The organism is Mycoplasma phocoenae (assembly GCF_012934855.1).
Lineage (GTDB): Bacteria > Bacillota_I > Bacilli_A > Mycoplasmatales > Metamycoplasmataceae > Metamycoplasma > Metamycoplasma phocoenae.
Window position 1 is genome coordinate 98456 of the sequence record NZ_CP051481.1, and the last position, 19702, is coordinate 118157.

15 protein-coding genes are annotated in these 19702 nt (G+C 28.4%); 8 read left to right on the forward strand and 7 right to left on the reverse strand.

All coding sequences use genetic code 4. The annotated features are described in order from the left end of the window. The first annotated feature begins 252 nt into the window (after positions 1–252). The 4 genes from HGG69_RS00310 (at position 253) to HGG69_RS00325 (ending at position 4451) form a co-directional block, all read left to right on the forward strand. Positions 253–2016 carry a leucine-rich repeat domain-containing protein gene (locus HGG69_RS00310; RefSeq protein ID WP_169604828.1) on the forward strand — a complete coding sequence of 588 codons (1764 nt, stop codon included), beginning with the start codon at positions 253–255 and terminating at the stop codon, positions 2014–2016. Between the two features lie 95 nt (positions 2017–2111). Then, positions 2112–2456 (forward strand): S1 domain-containing protein, encoded by a 345-nt coding sequence (locus HGG69_RS00315; RefSeq protein ID WP_169604829.1) that lies wholly within the window; start codon positions 2112–2114, stop codon positions 2454–2456. Further along, positions 2440–3741, forward strand: a complete 1302-nt coding sequence (locus HGG69_RS00320) for a glucose-6-phosphate isomerase (RefSeq protein WP_169604830.1) — start codon at positions 2440–2442, stop codon at positions 3739–3741. Before HGG69_RS00315 ends, HGG69_RS00320 begins: the two co-directional genes overlap by 17 nt. Continuing rightward, positions 3741–4451: a 5'-methylthioadenosine/S-adenosylhomocysteine nucleosidase family protein gene (locus HGG69_RS00325; protein WP_169604831.1), complete on the forward strand. Its 711-nt coding sequence runs from the start codon at positions 3741–3743 to the stop codon at positions 4449–4451. Before HGG69_RS00320 ends, HGG69_RS00325 begins: the two co-directional genes overlap by 1 nt. Positions 4452–4726: 275 nt before the next feature. Here HGG69_RS00325 and HGG69_RS00330 read toward each other — a convergent pair whose 3' ends face one another. From HGG69_RS00330 to lysS, 3 genes are all read right to left on the reverse strand, one after another. Further along, entirely contained in the window at positions 4727–5062 is a 336-nt protein-coding gene (locus tag HGG69_RS00330) for a hypothetical protein (RefSeq protein ID WP_169604832.1), read from the reverse strand. Between the two features lie 80 nt (positions 5063–5142). After that, positions 5143–6525 carry a hypothetical protein gene (locus HGG69_RS00335; protein ID WP_169604833.1) on the reverse strand — a complete coding sequence of 461 codons (1383 nt, stop codon included), beginning with the start codon at positions 6523–6525 and terminating at the stop codon, positions 5143–5145. 315 nt (positions 6526–6840) lie between these two features. Next, entirely contained in the window at positions 6841–8310 is a 1470-nt protein-coding gene (lysS, locus tag HGG69_RS00340) for a lysine--tRNA ligase (protein ID WP_169604834.1), read from the reverse strand. Between the two features lie 134 nt (positions 8311–8444). Here lysS and HGG69_RS00345 point away from each other — a divergent pair, with 134 nt between their 5' ends. Genes HGG69_RS00345 through HGG69_RS00355 form a run of 3 tightly spaced genes read left to right on the forward strand, consistent with a single transcriptional unit; the run spans position 8445 to position 12736 of the window. Further along, entirely contained in the window at positions 8445–10058 is a 1614-nt protein-coding gene (locus HGG69_RS00345) for an ABC-F family ATP-binding cassette domain-containing protein (RefSeq protein ID WP_169604835.1), read from the forward strand. A gap of 1 nt (position 10059) precedes the next feature. Beyond that, positions 10060–11400 carry a C1 family peptidase gene (locus tag HGG69_RS00350; protein WP_237077110.1) on the forward strand — a complete coding sequence of 447 codons (1341 nt, stop codon included), beginning with the start codon at positions 10060–10062 and terminating at the stop codon, positions 11398–11400. 7 nt (positions 11401–11407) lie between these two features. Beyond that, positions 11408–12736 carry a C1 family peptidase gene (locus tag HGG69_RS00355; RefSeq protein ID WP_169604836.1) on the forward strand — a complete coding sequence of 443 codons (1329 nt, stop codon included), beginning with the start codon at positions 11408–11410 and terminating at the stop codon, positions 12734–12736. A 74-nt stretch (positions 12737–12810) separates the two neighbouring features. Here HGG69_RS00355 and HGG69_RS00360 read toward each other — a convergent pair whose 3' ends face one another. From HGG69_RS00360 to leuS, 4 genes are all read right to left on the reverse strand, one after another. Next, positions 12811–14016, reverse strand: coding sequence for a cation:proton antiporter domain-containing protein (locus tag HGG69_RS00360; RefSeq protein ID WP_169604837.1), 1206 nt, complete (start codon positions 14014–14016; stop codon positions 12811–12813). Positions 14017–14084: 68 nt separating this feature from the next. Next, positions 14085–14750 (reverse strand): hypothetical protein, encoded by a 666-nt coding sequence (locus tag HGG69_RS00365; RefSeq protein ID WP_169604838.1) that lies wholly within the window; start codon positions 14748–14750, stop codon positions 14085–14087. After that, positions 14750–16108 carry a M17 family metallopeptidase gene (locus HGG69_RS00370; RefSeq protein ID WP_169604839.1) on the reverse strand — a complete coding sequence of 453 codons (1359 nt, stop codon included), beginning with the start codon at positions 16106–16108 and terminating at the stop codon, positions 14750–14752. The genes HGG69_RS00365 and HGG69_RS00370 overlap by 1 nt, the downstream gene beginning before the upstream one ends. Before the next feature lie 10 nt (positions 16109–16118). Then, on the reverse strand, positions 16119–18533 hold the full coding sequence (leuS, locus tag HGG69_RS00375; protein WP_169604840.1) for a leucine--tRNA ligase: 2415 nt from the start codon (positions 18531–18533) through the stop codon (positions 16119–16121). A 191-nt stretch (positions 18534–18724) separates the two neighbouring features. Between leuS and HGG69_RS00380 the strand changes: the two genes are divergently transcribed. Then, positions 18725–19702 carry a S66 family peptidase gene (locus HGG69_RS00380; RefSeq protein ID WP_169604841.1) on the forward strand — a complete coding sequence of 326 codons (978 nt, stop codon included), beginning with the start codon at positions 18725–18727 and terminating at the stop codon, positions 19700–19702.

The window sequence follows — 19702 nt, forward strand, 5'->3', positions numbered from 1 at the left end:
CTTAAAGTCATGTTTTTTTTTGACGCCTTAAAACAGTAAAATTTTCACAATATCAATGCCATAAATTGTGAAAGTTGTATTCATTGCTGTCGCTTTGCGTTCTTTAATCATTACTTTAGTATACAACAAAATCGTTGTTTAAGTTTAAAAAAATCTGTTTTATAATGTTTTTTAAAGAACGAATTTTTCATAAAATGACCAATATTAAAAATAGTTTATCTATAATTGAGTATGAAAACACAAAGGAGTAATATGAAAAAAAACAAAAAAAATTGAAAATTATTAGGATGTTTATCAGTAATCAATGTTGTTGCTTTAGCAATACCTTTTACCGTAATTTCTTGTGATGATAATGCAAAGGAAAAAAACCCCGAAGATGTTGGTTCAGTTGCTAATATAAATAAAATTACAAAAAAATTAAATGAAGAAATTTCTGATAAAGATTCAATAAAAATTAAAGTGAAAGCAGATAAAAGTTTTGTTGATGTTATTATTGAAGAAAAAAATGCATTTGATATTCAACATAATTTAGATAAAGATACAGAAGTTAAAATTGAAGAAATATTCGCTTCAGACTTGAATAATATTACAGTGGTTTATAAACTATTCAATAAGCCAAATAAAATATATTCTAATAGTAATTCAGTACTTTTGAAAATTGAAAAAATGCCTAAAACTAGTGATTTATTCGAGGTAAAAAATGGAAAAATCATGAAATTTAAATCTAAATTCAAAGATAAAATTTCAAATTTAAAAATTGAAGATAAATCAATACATACAATTGCAACAAGAGCATTTCAAAGTGATTCTAAATTAACAAATGTTGAAATGCCTTATATTACCAAAATTGAAGATTATGCATTCGCAGTGTCGAGCCAATTAACTAAAATTAAATTTGACAATGTAACAAGTGTTGGTGAACACAGTTTTGAAGAAAATAAAAAACTAACTGAAGTTATTTTGCCTAAGGTGGAAGTCATTAAATCGGACGCATTCAGAGGATGTGAATCGTTAAAAAATCTTGAGTTCGCCTCATTGAAAAAAATCGGTTTTGGTGCTTTCGCTTACAACAGGGAATTAATCAGCTTTAAAGCTGATAAATTGACCGATATTGCAACTGAAGCTTTTATTTATTGTGCCAACCTTCAATCATTAAAATTCCCAAGCCTAAAAAATATTGGTAATGAGTCGTTTTTTGGAAATCCTTCTTTAGAAACATTTGAAGCTCCTTTATTACAAACTATTGGTTCTAAAGCATTTATGGGGGACGGAAATTTAAAAGCTGCTAACTTTCCAAACGTTACTCAAATAGGTGTTGATGCTTTCAATAGTGCAAAATCATTAAAAACAATTAATTTAGCAAAAATAACAAAAGTTCCAGTAAATGCTTTTTATGCAGCTAAATCACTAAAAGTTATTAACTTGCCTGAAGTTACAAAAATAGAAAATAATGCTTTTGCAGGTTGCGAAAGTTTAACAACTGTTACATTGCCAGCATTAATTAAAGTGCCAGCTGATGCATTCAGAGAATTACAAAGTATTGAAACAGTAGACATAACAAACGTTACTGAAATTCATGAAAACGCATTTAGAATGAATACAAAATTAACTACAATTAAAATGCCTAAAGTCACAATAATTAAAGGTGAGGCATTTAAGGGATGTTCATCATTACAAGCTATTGAAACGCCTGAATTAATAACTGTTGAATTACAAGCATTTACAAATGCGATAAATTTAGCAACATTAACAGCTGACAAATTGAAAACAATTAACTCAGGTGCCTTTCACAACACTGGACTGACAGAAGTGAATTTACCTGAAGTTCAAATAATTAAACAAGGTGCTTTTTCATCAAATACTAAATTAACTACTGCAAACTTACCAAAAGCAACGAACATTGAAGGAAACGCTTTTCAAGGCGACACAGCATTAACTAATGTTACATTGCCAACAGATAAAACCAATATTCACGCAAACGCCTTTGCTGAAAGTGGTTATACTTTAACTAAATAATTTAACGAACAACATTTTTAAATATTTAAATGTTGTTTTTATTATTTTAAGTTTTACTTAATATAATATTAATACAAACATTGAATGGAGTAGTTATGGAAGAAAAAATAGGTCAATTAATAAATGCTAGAGTTATCAAACTATATAGAACTTTTGTTTTATTTAAGGCTAAAGACGACACTATTTGTCGTTTAAACTTAAAAGAAGTTAGTGATTATTTTATTGGAGATTTAGAAGATCATTTTAAAATTGATGACTGAATGTTATTAAAAATTATTGATGTTGATAAATCAAAAAAAACATATATTGTTTCTTTTAAAATAACAAGACCTAAATTTTTACGTAATCCGTTCAATTTTAAATTCGAAAAAAATGAACCGGGTTTCAAAAAATTATTGCAATTCTCAAAGAAAGGACTAAAAAATGGCAGAAAAAATTAATTTAGACGTTAAACATTCAATCGGGGATATTGCAAATGTAATTAGCGCATACCAATCGAAAATTGACAGCATTATTGAGAAAATTAATGATAGAAGCATAGAAGGTAGTGAATATCTTGATTTTTTAGATCTTCAAAACGAAGGGACAGCGGATTTAAAAGAAATTAATAAAACAGCTAAAAAAATTCAAAATGATTGTGAAGTATTGTTAGTTATTGCACCTTATTCAATATCAATACAAACTAAGGCTGTACTAGATTTTATGTATGGTTTAAATTATAAAAACCTTCATCAAGAAATGGAAATAATATTTGTTGATCATTTTTTAAGCGGTAGAGAAATTCAGTCTGTTACTGAATACTTAGAAACAAAAAATTTTGCCATTCACGCAATATCAAAATCTGGAGATGATCTTGACGTAATCAGTAATTTAAAAATATTTACTTCATTTTTAGAGCAAAAATTAGGAAGCAAAACAGCTGCTAAATACATATATATAACAACTGACGCTAATAACGGATATTTAATGGAATTAGCACGCGATAATTTATATATTCAATTTGTTTTTCCAGATCAAATACATGAAGCTTATTCTTTATTGACATCAGCTTCTTTATTAAGCTTATCTTGTGCTGGTGTTGATATCAATAAAATAGTGTCGGGGGCAAAAAAAGGATTTGAGTTGTATACAAAAAACAAATTACGCGATAATACAGCTTATTTATACGCAGTTGTTAGAAATGCTCTAGAGTTGCACAAAATGAATCATGAAATATTTGTAGTCAATGAGGAATCATTGAGTAACATTTCAAATTATTGAAAATTTTTGTTTTCTCAATCAACTACTAATAATCAAAACGCTTTAATTTTGGATATTGCAACATATCCTAAAGAAATTTCAACCAAACTTCAGTATATCCAAACTAATATTAAAAATGCCTTTCAAACATTTTTAAGTATTGAACAAAGAGATATCGACTTCCAAGCTGTATCTTCTTATAATGAAGACGAAGAACAATTAATGATAAGTTCATTGACTCAAAACAAATTATTAGAATTTTCATCTGCAGCTTTAATTAAAACCAACTTTGAACTGGGTAAAATAAGATATAACCATATAACTCTTGCTGATGACAAAGAAGATACAGTTGGCTATTTAATAAGTTTTTTACAAAATGCTTCAGTCATGTCTGCGTATTTAAATAAACAAAACCCATTCACTTCTGACACATATAATATATTTAAAATTCAGCTGTTAAATAAAATTAAGGAGGTAAATAAATAATGCTTAATGAATCAATTGAATTATTTAATTACAAAACAAGTAAATTTTTATTTATCGTCGCTGAAAAAGAAGAAATAGAACATATTCTAAAAACACACACATGAATTGAAAATGAAGATAATTTGATTACAATATATTCTAATAAAACAAGCAATTCAATAGATATATTAATTACTGGTGTAGGTAAAATCAATGCAGGTATAAATTTCAATAAAATACCTAATGATTATTATGAACATATTATTAATATTGGTACCGCGGGTTCATTAAATCCTGATCACAATATTGGAGATATTTTTATCATTAATAACGCTGCTTACCACGATGTAGATTTAAGAATACTACCCAACTATAAAAAAGGTCAATTACCTAATATGCCTCAAATGTATTCAGTAAATAAAAATGAAATTGAATTTATAACTAAACATATTAAAGATGTTGATAATACAAATATTTTAACAGGTGATACATTTGTTTTTGATTCTCAAATTTTGGATGGATTTGATAATGCTTTCAATTTAGTTGATATGGAATCTTGCGCTTTATTACAAACAAATTTATTGTATAACAATCAATACAATTTATCAATTGTGAAAATAGTATCGGATATTATTGTTAATAAAAATAATTCTTTAACTTATAAAGAATCATTAAACTTGTGTTCTGAAAAAATTTCTGCTATTATTCAATATTTTATGAATTTAAAATAAAACACAACATTCATACAAAACGTTGTGTTTTTTATTTTTGATTGCATCAGTAAAAACCTAAATTAAATTACTTGCAAATAACGACCTTTAGAAAAATTACTGTGTATTTTTATTTTAGCTTTAAGTAGCTTTCACTAATATAATAGTTTTTAAATAACAAATGAATATACAAAAAAAACAACACATTGTTTTTGTATTGTTTTTTTACCTTAAATTCAACTAAAATTTATAAGTACATTATTTTAATAAATAAAAATGAGTTCTATTTTAATTTATTATTTCTCTGTCATAAAACCCGTTAAAGTTAAATCGTGATATATTTCTTGACCGAAAGCCTCTGAATAAAAACTAGTTCTGATTTTCAACATTCCTTTTTGGTCGTCATGCCCAATTATAACAGGTTTAAATACTCAAGAAGGATCTTTTATTTTTAGTGCCTCTCATGATCACAATTCTTCTTCAATATAGCCATATATTGGCACATCAGAAGGATAATCCACTCTAAATCTCATGTAACCGTTTAACAGAATCATAAATGCATTTTCTTCTTTTGTACCACGATATTTGCTAAAATGTTCATAAGCGATTAGTTCTAAATCATCAATTGTCATTTCTGATGCTTTTCTATCAGATACCTGTGGAATTTCTCCAAAAGATGCTCCTGAGTACAGTTTGACAAAATATTCTTTTATTATTTTTTTATATTCATTTTTATAATTATTAAACCTTTATCTCATTCATTAAGTATTTGTTTATATTTGGAACTTTTTTGAATATTTTCCTTTATTTTTTGGAATCCGTTATCATCTATATTATTAGTGTTGAAACCCACTTGTTCAGGTATATTTTTTAAAAATTCTAATGTTTTAAAACTTTCAAAATGATAATAATACTGAGCCAATGTAGCATAATATTCTTCTTTTAATTGGGAATGAAGTTGGTATCATTCTTTATTGTATTCTGTTTCAAAGTTTATTTTTTCTATTTTATTTTTCAAATTTTCTAAAAGATTATCCGAAGTTTTTTTCAATCATTGTTTAAATAATGATTGAGCTTTTAAATATTGATTGGTAAATAAATTTATATAATTTTCTTTTGAATGATCTTTCAAATCATTATATGATAAATAGTCATAATTTAATTTTTCATTTTCATCCGCCATTTGATAATCTTCTTCTCCATATAACGCCTTACCTATTCAAAAGAAAGTATTATTTGGAAAATCTTCATCTCAGTTTTGATTTTCGATAATACTGTTTCATTCGTCTAACGGATCATTTTGTGTATTTAATTCCGATTCTAAATTATCAGTGAATTCTATAATCTTTATCGCACTTTTTACTACTTTTATTCTTTCTGAATACACATCTTTATCTTTTTGTGATTTTAATTTATTGATTTCTGATAAAGCTGTGTCTAGTTTTTCTTGTATTTCTTCTTTTGTGATTATTTCGTCTGATTTTGAAAAGATTTCAGTAGTAATAAGCAAATCATTTGCTTTAGCTTTTTGTAATTCTTCTTTTAACGATTCTTTTTCTTCACCTTCAGGCAGTAAATCAATTCATTCTTTTACATTTGGCAATACTGAGGAAGTTTCGCCATTTTGATGTGTTGATTCAGCTTGTTTTAAAATTTCTCTAGCTTTATTAATTAATTCCTCGTCAGTTAAATTCAAAGCATCAATTCTAGCTTGTAATTGAGCTTTTGTTTGATTGTCAGCTGTATCTTCATCAACTGAAGTAAGTGCTTGTTGAGCAGCTTCTATAGCAGTTTGTAATTCTGCAGGTGCAGCATTTTCCACAGCCTCAAGTTTTTCAATAGCATTTTTTACGTCAATTAATTCGTCAATTGCGGGTGCGTATTGATCTTTATCTGATTGATCAGTAAGTTTGTTAATTTCGGCTTGTGCTGCATCAATTTTAGCTTGTAAGTCAGCGGCTTTTGTTTTGTCTTGTTTAGCTAATTCTTGAGCTTGTTTTATTAAATCATCAATTTTAAAATAGTTTGGGAATACTCAAAAAACTGAAGCCGCAGCAGCGGAAGCTGATACAGCTGTTAAACTTAGCAACGACATTAATAAATTTTTTTCTTATTTGAATTCATATTTCCTTGTTTTTATAATAAAAATTACATATATCTGAAACATAAAAATTTTAATATATATAAATATATTCAAGAATTTTATAAGGTTTAAAAAATATAAATTTACACATTTTTTGTAATTAAAGTTAATATAAATAACCCAATGTCGTAACACATAAAATGTTTTCAATATTGAGATTAAAATTTATTTAAAAAATAAATAAAAAGTGATTGACAATGTTTTTTTTAAAAATTATCGAAATTTTGTAAGTTGAAAAATAAAAAAAACAGTGTTATACTGCTTTTTTTATTTTTCGATATTTTTTAATTGAGGGAATAATAATACTTCACGGATTGAGTCGTTTTCAGTTAATAACATAATTAAACGATCAATACCAATTCCGCATCCACCAGCTGGTGGCATTCCGTATTCTAATGATTCCACAAAATCTCAATCAATTTCGTTTGCTTCTTCATTTCCTGATTCTTTTTCTTCTAATTGAGATTCAAATCTTTCTAATTGATCAATAGGGTCGGTTAATTCAGTAAACATGTTTGCAAATTCTTTTGTGTTGATAAATAATTCAGCACGTAATGTAAATCTAGGATCTTCAGGTGTTTTAACAGCTAAAGGTGATATTTCAATTGGATGTCCTCAAACAAATGTAGGTTGAATTAATTCTTTTTCAACATATAGTTCAAATAATTCATTAATAACGTGTCCTAATTTAAAGTATTTTTCAACTTTAATTCCATGTTTTTTAGCTAATTCAACTGCTTGTTCGTCATTTAATGTTCTTACGTCCACACCAACTTTTTCGCTTACAGCATCAACCATATTAATTCTGTTGAATGGTGCTTTAAATGAAATTTCTTTTCCGCCAAATGTAACTGTTTCAAATCCTAATTCGTTAGCTAGATAGTTGAATAGTTGTTCGCAACGTTCCATCATTCCTTCCATATTTGAATATGCTTCATAGAATTCAATAGAAGTAAATTCTGGATTATGTGTTGTATCTACCCCTTCATTACGGAAAATACGTCCAATTTCGTAAACTCTCTCAAGTCCTCCAACTAAACATTTTTTCAATGGTAATTCAGTAGCTATACGTAAATAGAAATCGCTTGATAAAGCGTTGTAATATGTAATGAATGGTTTAGCTGCTGCTCCACCTAAAATTGGTTGTAACACTGGTGTGTCAACTTCTAAATATCCATTGTCATCAAAAAATTTACGAATAGAACGGATGATTTTTGAACGTAAAATAAATGTGTTTTTACTGTCTTTATTAACAATTAAATCAACATAACGGTGACGGTATCTTTCTTCTTGATCTACTAAACCATGGAATTTATCTGGCAATGGTTTTAATGCTTTAGTTAATAATTCAAATTCGGCAGCTTTAACCATTAATTCACCAGTATGCGTTTTTGATACTAAACCTTTTGCGTGTAAAATGTCTCCTAAATCTAATAATTTTAATAATTCTTGTTGTGATTCATTGAATGATTTTTTATCCATGTAAACTTGAATATTATTATCACGATCTTGAAGAACTAAAAATGGTCCACGCTTAGCAATAATTCTTCCATTTACTGATATATTTACATTCTTTGCTTCTAACTCTTCACGTGTAAATTGATTGAATTCATCATGAATATTTTGAGTTGTGTGACTAGCTTTAATTGCCAATCTGAAAGCTTCTTTAGAAATATTAGCAAGTTGTTCGATTTTTTCACGACGAACAACTTCTTGTTCTGAAAGTTTTCTTTCCATTTTTTGTCTCCTTTACTTTTATTTTTGGCTTATCTAATTTAATGATAAGTAAAAATATTGTATATTATTTTAATCTATTAATTTATTAATAGTAAAATTAATTATTAGTATAGCAATAAAAAAAAGGAGTAAATATGTTAGAAGTACAAAATTTAAGCAAAATATTTAGTGACAAAAAATTATTTCAAAACGTAAATCTTAAATTTCTACCCGGAAATACTTACGGTATTATCGGAGCTAACGGAGTAGGAAAAAGTACATTTTTAAGAATAATTTCAGGACAGGAAGAACAATCGAGCGGTGAAGTTATTAAATCAAAAGGTTCAAGACTTTCGGTTTTAAGTCAAAATCAAAACGAATTTGATGATGAAATTGTTACGAATGTAGTTATCATGGGTAACCAAGAACTTTACAAAATTCAATCAGAAAAAAATGCAATTTACGAAAATCCAGAAGCTACAGTTGAGGACTACGAAAGGGCCAGTGAATTAGAAAGTAAATTTGGTGAAATGGGAGGATGAACTGCGGAAAATGATGCACAAATTCTTTTATCAGGTTTAGGTATTCCAGAAGAAAAATGAATGATTCCAATGAATAAATTAAAAGCTGTTGAGAAAGTTAAAGTATTGATTGCTAAAGCTTTATTTGGAAACCCAGACATTTTAATAATGGATGAGCCAACTAACCACCTTGATTTAAAAACAATCAAATGATTAGAAAACTTTTTAATAGATTACGAAAACATTGTTATTGTAGTTAGCCACGATAGTGATTTTCTGGACTCAGTTTGTACACATACTGTTGATATTGATTTTTCTGAAGCCAGATTGTTCTCTGGGAACTATTCATTCTGAAAACAATCAAGCCAATTAATTATGGAAATGCGTAAACAATCAAATCTTAAAAAAGAAGAACAAGCTGCTAAACTTAAAGAATTCATTGCTCGTTTTAGCGCTAACGCTTCAAAATCACGCCAAGCAACAAGTAGAAAGAAAGCGCTGGATAAAATTGTTCTTGACGACATTAAACCATCGTCACGTAAATATCCATTCATTAATTTTGAATTAAATCGTGCTCCTGGTAAACAAATTCTTGAAGTAAATAATCTTTCTTATATTAATGAAAAAGGAGAAACATTATTTGAAAATGTTTCGTTCGTTTTAAAAAACGGTGAAAAAATGGCTATTGTTGGAGATGATGACATAGCTAAAACAAGATTATTAGAAATCATAATGGGGAAAATTCAACCAACAAGTGGAACTGTGGAATGAGGTATAACAATTAAGCCTAACTACTTCCCAAATAACAATAAAGAATTCTTTGAAAATGACATGAACATTATCGATTGAATTAGTCAATGACCATTGAATAATTCCACTCAAGAAACCAAAGATAATTCCGACCACAGAATGAGAGCTTATCTAGGTAGAATGTTATTTTCAAACGACTCAGTATTTAAAAAAGTAAAAGTAACATCTGGTGGAGAAAAAGCTCGTTTAATGTTCTCTAAATTGATGTTAGAGGAGTCAAACTTTTTAGTATTTGATCAACCTACTGATCACTTAGACTCTGAAAGCATTGATTCATTGATTGAAGCAATGGAAAAATACCGTTCAGGATTAATATTTACAACATATAACCGAGGGTTAGTAAAAGCTGCTGCTAATGTTATATTAGAAGTTAAACAAAATGAAAGTTTCCTATTCTATGGAACACTTGATGAATACGAAGAAGAAATGGGGTATTAATATGAAAGATAGAAAAATGAAAATTGATAATGAATTAATTAATAAATTTGAAGACAGATTTGCAAACGATAAAGTTGCAAATATAATAAAAAACTCAGTAGCCAAAAATGGTATCGAAGCAACTGCTTTTAATAACGAAGTTTTAAGAAAACACAATTTTGAATTTAGCCATGAAGTGAAAAATGGGTCAATAACAAATCAAAAATCATCAGGTAGATGTTGAATATTTGCTTCATTGAATATGGCGAGAACTAAATCAATGGAACTAATGTCAATCAAAGATTTTGAATTTAGTGAAAACTATTTCTTATTCTGAGAAAAAATGGAAAAAGCGAACACATTTTTAGAAAACATTATTCAATACGGATTGGATTTAGAGGAAGATGATCGTTTGCTGACTCTGTTTTACAATGGACCAGTTAGTGATGGTGGTTACTACGAATGATTTGCTTCACTATATAAAAAATATGGAGCTGTGCCAAAATCAGTAATGCCAGAAACATACCATTCATCAGCAACCTCAACATTAGAAAAAGTTTTAAACATCATCGTAAAACAAGCCGCTAATGAAATGAGAAAATTAAAAGCAAATAATGCGCCAATGAATAAAATATTGGAATTAAAAGAAGAAACACTTTATTCAGTATTTGATACATGTGTCAAAACACTGGGAATGCCTCCAAAAACATTTGATTTTGAATACAAAGATAAAGATGATAAATTTGTAAAAATACAAAATATTACACCTAATGAATTTTTCGATAAATTCGTTGGTGATGAATTAGAAAATAAAATAACACTTGTACATGATCCGAGAGAATACAAATTCCCATACGGAAGAGTTATTCAAGCTAAATATTTTAAAACCGCAATTGAAGGATTAACCAATACAGCGTTAAATGTTCCTATTAATGAGTTGAAATTAGCAACTATAAAATCAATTAAAGATAACAAAGGTGTTTGATTTGCGTGTGATGTTTCACAATTTATTGACGTAAAAACAGGTATTTTAGATTCAGAATTATTTGATTATTCAAACGTTTTAAAACCTTTATATACATTATCTAAATCTGAACAAATAAATACACACATGAATATTCCTAACCACGCTATGAACTTTGTTGGTGTAGATTTAGATGAAAATGAACAACCGATTAAATGAAAAGTCGAAAACTCATGAGGAGATGAAAAAGGGAGAAAGGGATTTTTCTCAATGTCAGATAAATGATTCGAAGACTTTAACTTTGAATGTGTTGTTGATAAAAAATACGTATCAGAAGAATATTTAAAAGGATTGGATATGGAACCAATTATCATTGATCCATGAGATCCAATGGCTTAGGAGATATATGAAAATTACTAAAGAATTATTAAACAAATTTGAACAAAATTTCAAATCAAAAAAAGAAAACATTTTATTAATGAATGCAATAACAAAAAACGGAATTAATAACGCTTCATTCAATAATGAAATTTTAAGAAAACACAACAATTTATACTCACACGAAACCAAAAATGGTTCAATTACAAACCAAAAATCATCAGGTAGATGTTGAATATTTGCTTCATTGAATATGGCGCGTATTAGCGCAATGAAAAAATTCGATATTGAAGATATTGAATTAAGTCAATCGTATTTACACTTTTTCGACAAAATTGAAAAAGCAAACACTTTTTTAGAAAACATTATTCAATACGGATTAGATTTAGATTTTAATGATCCAAAATTTAAATACTTTATGGACGGACCTATTGACGACGGTGGATTCTGAGAATGATTCTTAGCTTTAATAAATAAATACGGTATTGTACCTAAAGCGCTGATGCCAGACACAGCCACATCAATTAATACACACCAATTTTTAGAAGTTTTAAACTACAAAGCAAAAGAATATGCAATGATTTTAAGAAACGCTCATAAAAAGGGAGCTGATATTAATAAATTGAGAGAATTAAAAGAACAGGGATTAAATGATATTTATTCAATATGTGTGAAAGCATTAGGTATGCCCCCAAAATCATTTAATTTTCAATACAAAGATAAAGATAAAAAAACTCAAAAATTATCTAATGTGACACCAGTTGAATTTTATGAAATGATTTTAGGAAATTCATTAAATGAAAAAGTAAATTTGGTTTCAGATGCTCGTGAAATTTACCCATATGGGAAAGTTTTATCTTCTGAATATTTCAATAGTGTATATGAATCAGCAAATAACAAACAATTAAACGTTCCTATGGAGGAATTAATTAAAGCAAGTCGTGATTCTATATTAGATGGAGTGCCAGTGCCACACGCTTGTGATGTTGGCAAAATGCACGACCGTAAATTAGGTATTATGGATACTGAAGTGTTTGACTATGCAAACACATTAGTAAATAACACAATGACTAAAGCAGACAGAATGAATTATTTCTTAACAATGCCTACTCACTTAATGAGTTTTACTGGTGTTGATTTAGATGAAAATAAAAACCCAATCAAATGAAAAGTTGAAAACTCATGAGGAACAGATAATGGATTTAAAGGATTTTTCTCAATGTCTAATGAATGATTTATTGAATACAACTTCCAATGTGTTGTGGATAAAAAATATGTAGATCCTAAATACTTAAAGGGATTAGAAGAAGAACCCATTATATTACCAATGGGTGACCCATTAGCTTACTTACATTAGTAAATATAAAAAAACATTGAATCTTGTCAATGTTTTTTTATATTTTTCATTAATAAATATTACAAATGAAAGTATTAAACCTTTTCTAAAATATAATCATCGTTTTTTGTTAATAATTTCTTGTATGTTAACTCAATTAAGATTGAACCTAAAGGGGCGGTGATTAATATGGATAATACTGCTAAGCTAAGTATTGATGTACCAGATGATAATCCATTAGCTAATGCAATACCCCCGATAGCAGCTTGAACTGTTGCTTTAGGGATAAACGATATAATACAGAATATTTTTTCTTTAACTGTAAGACCGGTTTTAATTAAAGCTAGCATAACGCCAATACCTCTAAATATCAGTGCAATTACAATTACCAGCGTTAACATTAATCCAGATTTATTTAAGCTTTGTAAGTCGGTTGCAGCTCCCACTAAAACAAATAAAATAATTTCAAATACTTGTCAAATATTCGAGTAGGATTTTTCCATGATTGCTGCTTCTTTAGGATTCAGTTTTTGAATCATTAATGCTAGTGATATAACAGCTAATAATGCTGACACTGGGAAGTATTTTTCAAATGTGTGTTCTAATCCATACAATCCGAACGAAATACCCAACACAATGATTAATTGGATAATATTTGGTAATTGAATTCATTTAAACAATTTCACGATTATATAACCCAGTATTAAACCTAATCCTACACCTAGTATTATAGATAATGGTACCTTGATAATATCTCATGCTGTCATTGAATTTCCTAAAGAAAAATTTAATAAAGCATAAAATAAAACAATTACATATATATCATCTACTGACGATCCTGCTAGTATTAAATGAGGTATTCTTTTTTTAACTCCATATTTCTCGCTCATTATTTTAATCATAGTTGGAATTATTACTGCCGGAGACACGGCTGCCAGTACACTCCCCATCATAGCAGCGTCTAGCGGTTTTATACCTTCTATTAATAATGGTGCAAATATTACAACAGCTAACAATTCAAACGTTGCCGGCACAAATGAAATCAATACGGCAGGACGGCCAATGGCTCTTAAATCAGTTGTTTTTAATTTTAATCCAGCTCTAGTTAGAATCACTATTAAAGCAATAGAACGTAATTCACTAGCTATAGCCAATAGTGATTTATCAATTATGTTTAAAACGCTTGGTCCTATTATTATTCCTACGCCGAGCATCCCTATTAGTGGCGGCAATTTAATTTGTTTACATATAAAACCAGCTAAAAAACCTAATAATAAAATTAATGATAAACTCAATATCATATTCACTCCCTTTCTATATAAGATTGTAAACCTTTTTTAAGGGATATAAAAAAGTTGGTAAAACCAACTTAATTAATTTCTTTATTTAAATCATTATTATATATATCATCTTCAAAAGAAATTGAATCACTAAATTCAGATTTTGTTTGATCTTCTAATTCAACAGCCATACTATCTCTGTCTTCTTTACTTAATCCTGTAAAATAAGTTAAAAATCTTGAATTCGTAATAATATATTCAATCGCAATGATATTGCAGTTTTCAATAAAATCTAATATCATGTCTATTTTATTAACAAAATCAATTCTGAATTTATCATAATCTATCGAAAGATTAGCTAGAATAGATTTTTTTCTTTTTAATAAACTCAATATTTTCTTTTTATAGTATTTAATAATATCCATTATTTGACTTAAACATTCATTGTGTCAAAAAACATCAAATAAAGCTTCAATATAACGAGATCTTTCATTTTTAATTAACATACATTCACTAAAAAATAAATGTACTGAATATTTTCTCATTGTCTCATATGATGTAATCAATTCAATCATCATATTTGATACTTCAATAATAATATTCGCAACTTCATCACTTTGAAAAATATTGTGTGAAAAAACGTTGCTTTCATAATTATTTAATGATTCTAAAACACATTTGTTAAATGATTTATCATCAATATATTCGGATCAAGAGTTATATATTTGACCAATATTTAATTTAACTTTTTTCATTATTTAATGTGTTTAGCTAATTGACTTAAGGTTTTAACCATAACACCCATTGGAACATCATTTATTTCAGCTGTACCAGCAATGTCAACGTGAATAAAGTCTTTATCTTCAGCAAATTCTTTTAAGAACATTGCTGCTGATGAACTTCCGGCGTTTCCACTTAAATCAGTATTTTTTAAATCAGCAACTTTTGTGTCTTTAATTCCTTTTGAATATGCTTCATGTAATGGCATTCTTCATACTAATTCATCTGATAATTCAGCTGATTTATTTAAAGCTTTTCAGTCATTATCATTTGTTGCTCAAATACCTGTATGAGTAGTTCCGAATGCACTTAAAATAGCTCCGGTTAATGTTGCAATTGTTAATACTTTTGTGGCTTTTGATTCACGAATGGCATATGTCATACCATCAGCTAGAACTAAACGTCCTTCAGCATCAGTGTTATTAATTTCAACGGTTTTACCATTCATTGATGTTCAAACTGCGTCAGGAATAGATGCATCCCCGTTTACACGGTTATCTGTTAATGGCAATACTGCTACCACGTTTGATTTTGGTTTAGTTTGTGCAATAACTTTCATAGCTCCGGCTACTATTGCAGAACCTGACATATCATATTTCATACCTAACATAAATCTTGATGGTTTTAATGAATATCCACCTGAATCAAATGTAATACCTTTACCAACTAAAGCTAATTTTTCTTCGCTTTCTGGGTTTCCATTGTATTCCACAACAACTAAACGTGCTTCATACATACTTCCACGGTTAACACTTAATAACAGACCCATGTTGTGTTTTTCAATATCTTTTTTGTTTAAAACTTTGACTTTTAAATTTGGGTATTGTTTTAATTCATCTAAGTAAGCTTGTGCTAAGTATTCTGAGTTGGCAATGTTTGGAACCATTCTTTGTAAGTTTCTTGTGAATGTAATAGCTTCAGAATGAATTTGAGCAATATTAAACGCTTCCGATAAATCTTTTGTTGAATATAAACTTAATTCTGGCTCTTCATTTGTTTGATTTGTTTTCATTGTGAAAACTGAAGCATGTTTGAATGTGAAAGCTTCGTGAAATGCTTTTACAACTTCTTCTGATGAAACTTTTCCAGTAGTAAATGATCTAACATCAATTTGGAAATCTCTTTGTTGTGATGCTACAAAACTTTGAACAAACGCTTTTAATGTTGAATATTTATAGTTTTCTTTTTCTCCTAAAAATGCATATGCAATTTTTTTTGAGTGTAGTTCTGTAACTACGTTGTTTTTTTCTAAAACTGCTTCAGGAAATTGCATCCCTTTAAAAACAGCTTTTAATAATAAATTTGTATTTTTTTCGTTAATTAATTTAATCATTTTTTTCTCCTTATTTACAAATAATATTTAATATAGTGTTTTCTTTATAAATAACTTTTATTATTTGTTTATTTTCAATGTGTTTAATAACTGAAGGAACTTCCTGAGCTGCTTTAATAACATCTTCTTCAGTTCATCCCTCTTCAATACCTAATTCACCTCTCACTTTTCCATTTATTTGTACTCCAATAAATATTTTTTTCTCAATAATTAGAGATTCATCAAATTGAGGTCATGTTTGATATTGGATTTGTTTTTCTCCTAATTTTTCTAATCATTCTTCAGCAAAATGAGGCGCAAATGTTGACAACATAATTAAAAAATCTTTTAAGCATTTTGTATCAGGTATTTGTTCTAATTTAGCTAAATAATTTATGAATACCATCATTTTGGAAATTGCAATATTGAATTTTAATTTTTCAATACATTCAGTAAATTCTTTAATCAAAACGTGTAATTCACTATTTAATTCTTCATTAATTACGTTAGTGAATTCGTTGTTTAATAATCTTGTAAATTGTGAATCAATTCGATCTAATCATTTACGCGTACCTTTTAAGGTTGTTGTATTTCATGTTTTAGTGTCGGTTAATGGACCCATGAACATTTCATAAATACGCAATGTATCAGCACCAAATTCTTCAACAATATCGTCGGGGTTAATGACATTTCCTAATGATTTAGACATTTTTTGACCATCTGTTCCTAAGATCATTCCTTGATTTATTAATTTAGCAAATGGTTCTTTCGTTGTAACAACTCCAATGTCATATAAAAATCTATGTCAGAATCTTGCATACAATAGGTGTAAAGTTGCGTGCTCTTGTCCACCGATGTAAAGATCCACTGGTAATCATTTAGCAAAACGTTTTTTCGCTTCTGGTGAATTTATTTTTGTATATGTACCATCTTCATTTTTTAGTATATAAGCTAAGAAATATCAGCTAGAACCAGCTCATTGAGGCATTGTGTTCGTATCGTGACGATATTTAACGCCATCTATTTCCACTCATAATCAATCTTTAAGATTTGCAAGCGGACTTTCTCCGGTTCCTGATGGTTCAATTTTATTTGCGTTTGGCAACTCTACTAAATCTTCAATTAGCAACACTTTACCATCTTCGTCAAATAGTACTGGGAATGGTTCTCCTCAATATCTTTGCCTTGAAAAAATTCAGTCCCTTAATTTGTATTTAGTTTCTACCTTTCCATACATATTATCAACTAGAAATTTGTTAATATTTTTAGTTGCTTCTTCAATGTTTAATCCATTTAAAAATTCTGAGTTAATGTGTTTTGCGTCTTCGGTCATAGCTTTTTCGCTTATGTCCCCCTCAAGCACTTGAATCATTGGTAAATTGTATCTTTGTGCAAATTCATAATCTCTTTGATCATGAGCTGGAACAGCCATAACAGCTCCAGTTCCGTATGATCCTAATACATAATCGGCAACGTATACTGGAATTGGTTCATCAGTCATTGGGTGTAAAACATAGCTTCCAGTAAATACACCGTTCTTAACTCTTGAGTCATTAGTTCTGTCAATTTGCGACATTAATTCAACTTTAGCAATAAAATCTTCAACTTCTTTTTTGTGTTCTGAAGTAACTATTTTATTAATAAGCGGGTGTTCAGGGGCTATGCAAACATATGAAACACCAAAAATAGTGTCTGGTCTAGTTGTAAATACTCTAATATATTCGCTTGTGTCTTGTACTCAAAAACTAATTTCAGTTCCTTCACTTTTTCCGATTCAATTTCTTTGTAGAGCTTTTAAAGAATCTGTTCAATCAATATCCTCTAAACCTTCGAGTAATTTTTCAGCATATTTAGTAATTTTTAAAACTCATTGTTTCATTGGTTTTTTAGTAACCGGGAAATTTCCTCTCTCAGAAACTTTTTTACCATCTTTAGTTTCTAAAACTTCTTCATTCGCTAAAACAGTTCCGAGTCCTTCACATCAGTTAACATCTACGTTTTCTATGCTGGCTAAACCATGTTTATACAACTCTTTAAATATTCATTGAGTTGTTACATAATATTCAGGTTTACTTGTGTTAATTTCTTTATCAAAGTCATAACTAAAACCTAACATTTTAATTTGTTTTTTAAAGTTCTCAATATTTTTTTCAGTAAAAATAGCTGGATGATTTCCAGTTTTTAAAGCATATTGTTCTGCAGGTAAACCGAATGCATCTCATCCAATTGGGTGTAAAACATCATAGCCATTTAATCTTTTGTATCTTGAAACAATGTCAGTAGCGGTATATCCTTCTGGGTGACCGACGTGTAAACCAGCACCAGATGGGTACGGAAACATATCTAAAATATATGCTTTCTTTTCATTGTGTTCAGTAGTTTTAAATGCTTTAGTTTCGTCTCAGATTTTTTGTCATTTTTTTTCAATATTTTTGTGATCGTACATAGTTCTAATTATAAATTAAAAATTTATAGGCTCAAGAATAATAATCATTTTATTCAATCAATTATTATTAAATTCTCAAAATATTTTGTTTTATATTCAAATACAGGTGAATGTTCATATAAATGTTAGTTTTAAAAATTAAAATTATTTAATCAACTATAATATAGAAAAATCAACAAGGAGAATTTTTTATGAATTTTTACAACTTGAATAAGGGTGATGAAATAAGAATTATTGCGCCATCAAGATCATTGAAATTAATTGGTGAAACAAACACCAATATCGCAAAAAAAGCACTTGAGGAGTTAGGTTTTAAAGTCACATTCGGAAAAAACGTACTCAATGAGGAAAAACGTAATTCAGCAAGTATTGAACAAAGGGTTAATGACTTACACGAAGCCTTTTTAGATAAAAATGTAAAGGCTATTTTAACGGTCATTGGAGGATTTAATTCCAATCAATTGTTGCCGTATATAGATTGAGAAATAATTAAAAATAACCCAAAAGTTTTTTCAGGATTTAGCGATATTACCATTTTACATACTGCAATCGCCGCTAAAACTCATATGCCCACATTTTATGGGCCGCATTTCTCGTCCTTTGGAATGATAAAAAATAGTGAATACATAAAAAGAGAATTCAGTAAATTCTTTTTAGATCACTCTAAAAATATTGAATTATCGTCTTCTGAATACTGAAGTGATGACTTATGATTTATTGACCAAGTAAATAGAAATATAGAAACAAATGAAGGTTGATGAACTCTACAAAAAGGACAAGCTACTGGGGTTAGTTTTGGTGGTAATTTAAATACATTATTATTACTTCCAGGTACTGAGTATTGACCCGAAATAAATCAAGATACAATATTAGTTATTGAGGACGTATCAACAGTAAATTATGATGATTTCGACCGTATGTTGGAATCATTGACACAAAGTTCGTGATTCAAATATGTTAAAGGTATTTTAATTGGGCGCTTTTGTAAAAACTCTAACATCACTAAAGATGATTTGAATTCAATAATTTCTTCAAAAACAAAATTAAATAATATGCCGATTATTGCTAATTTAGATTTCGGACATTCAATGCCGCTTTCAGTAATTCCATTAGGAATGACATTCAATATTGAGGCAAACAATAAAACAACAATCAAAATAAATAAATAA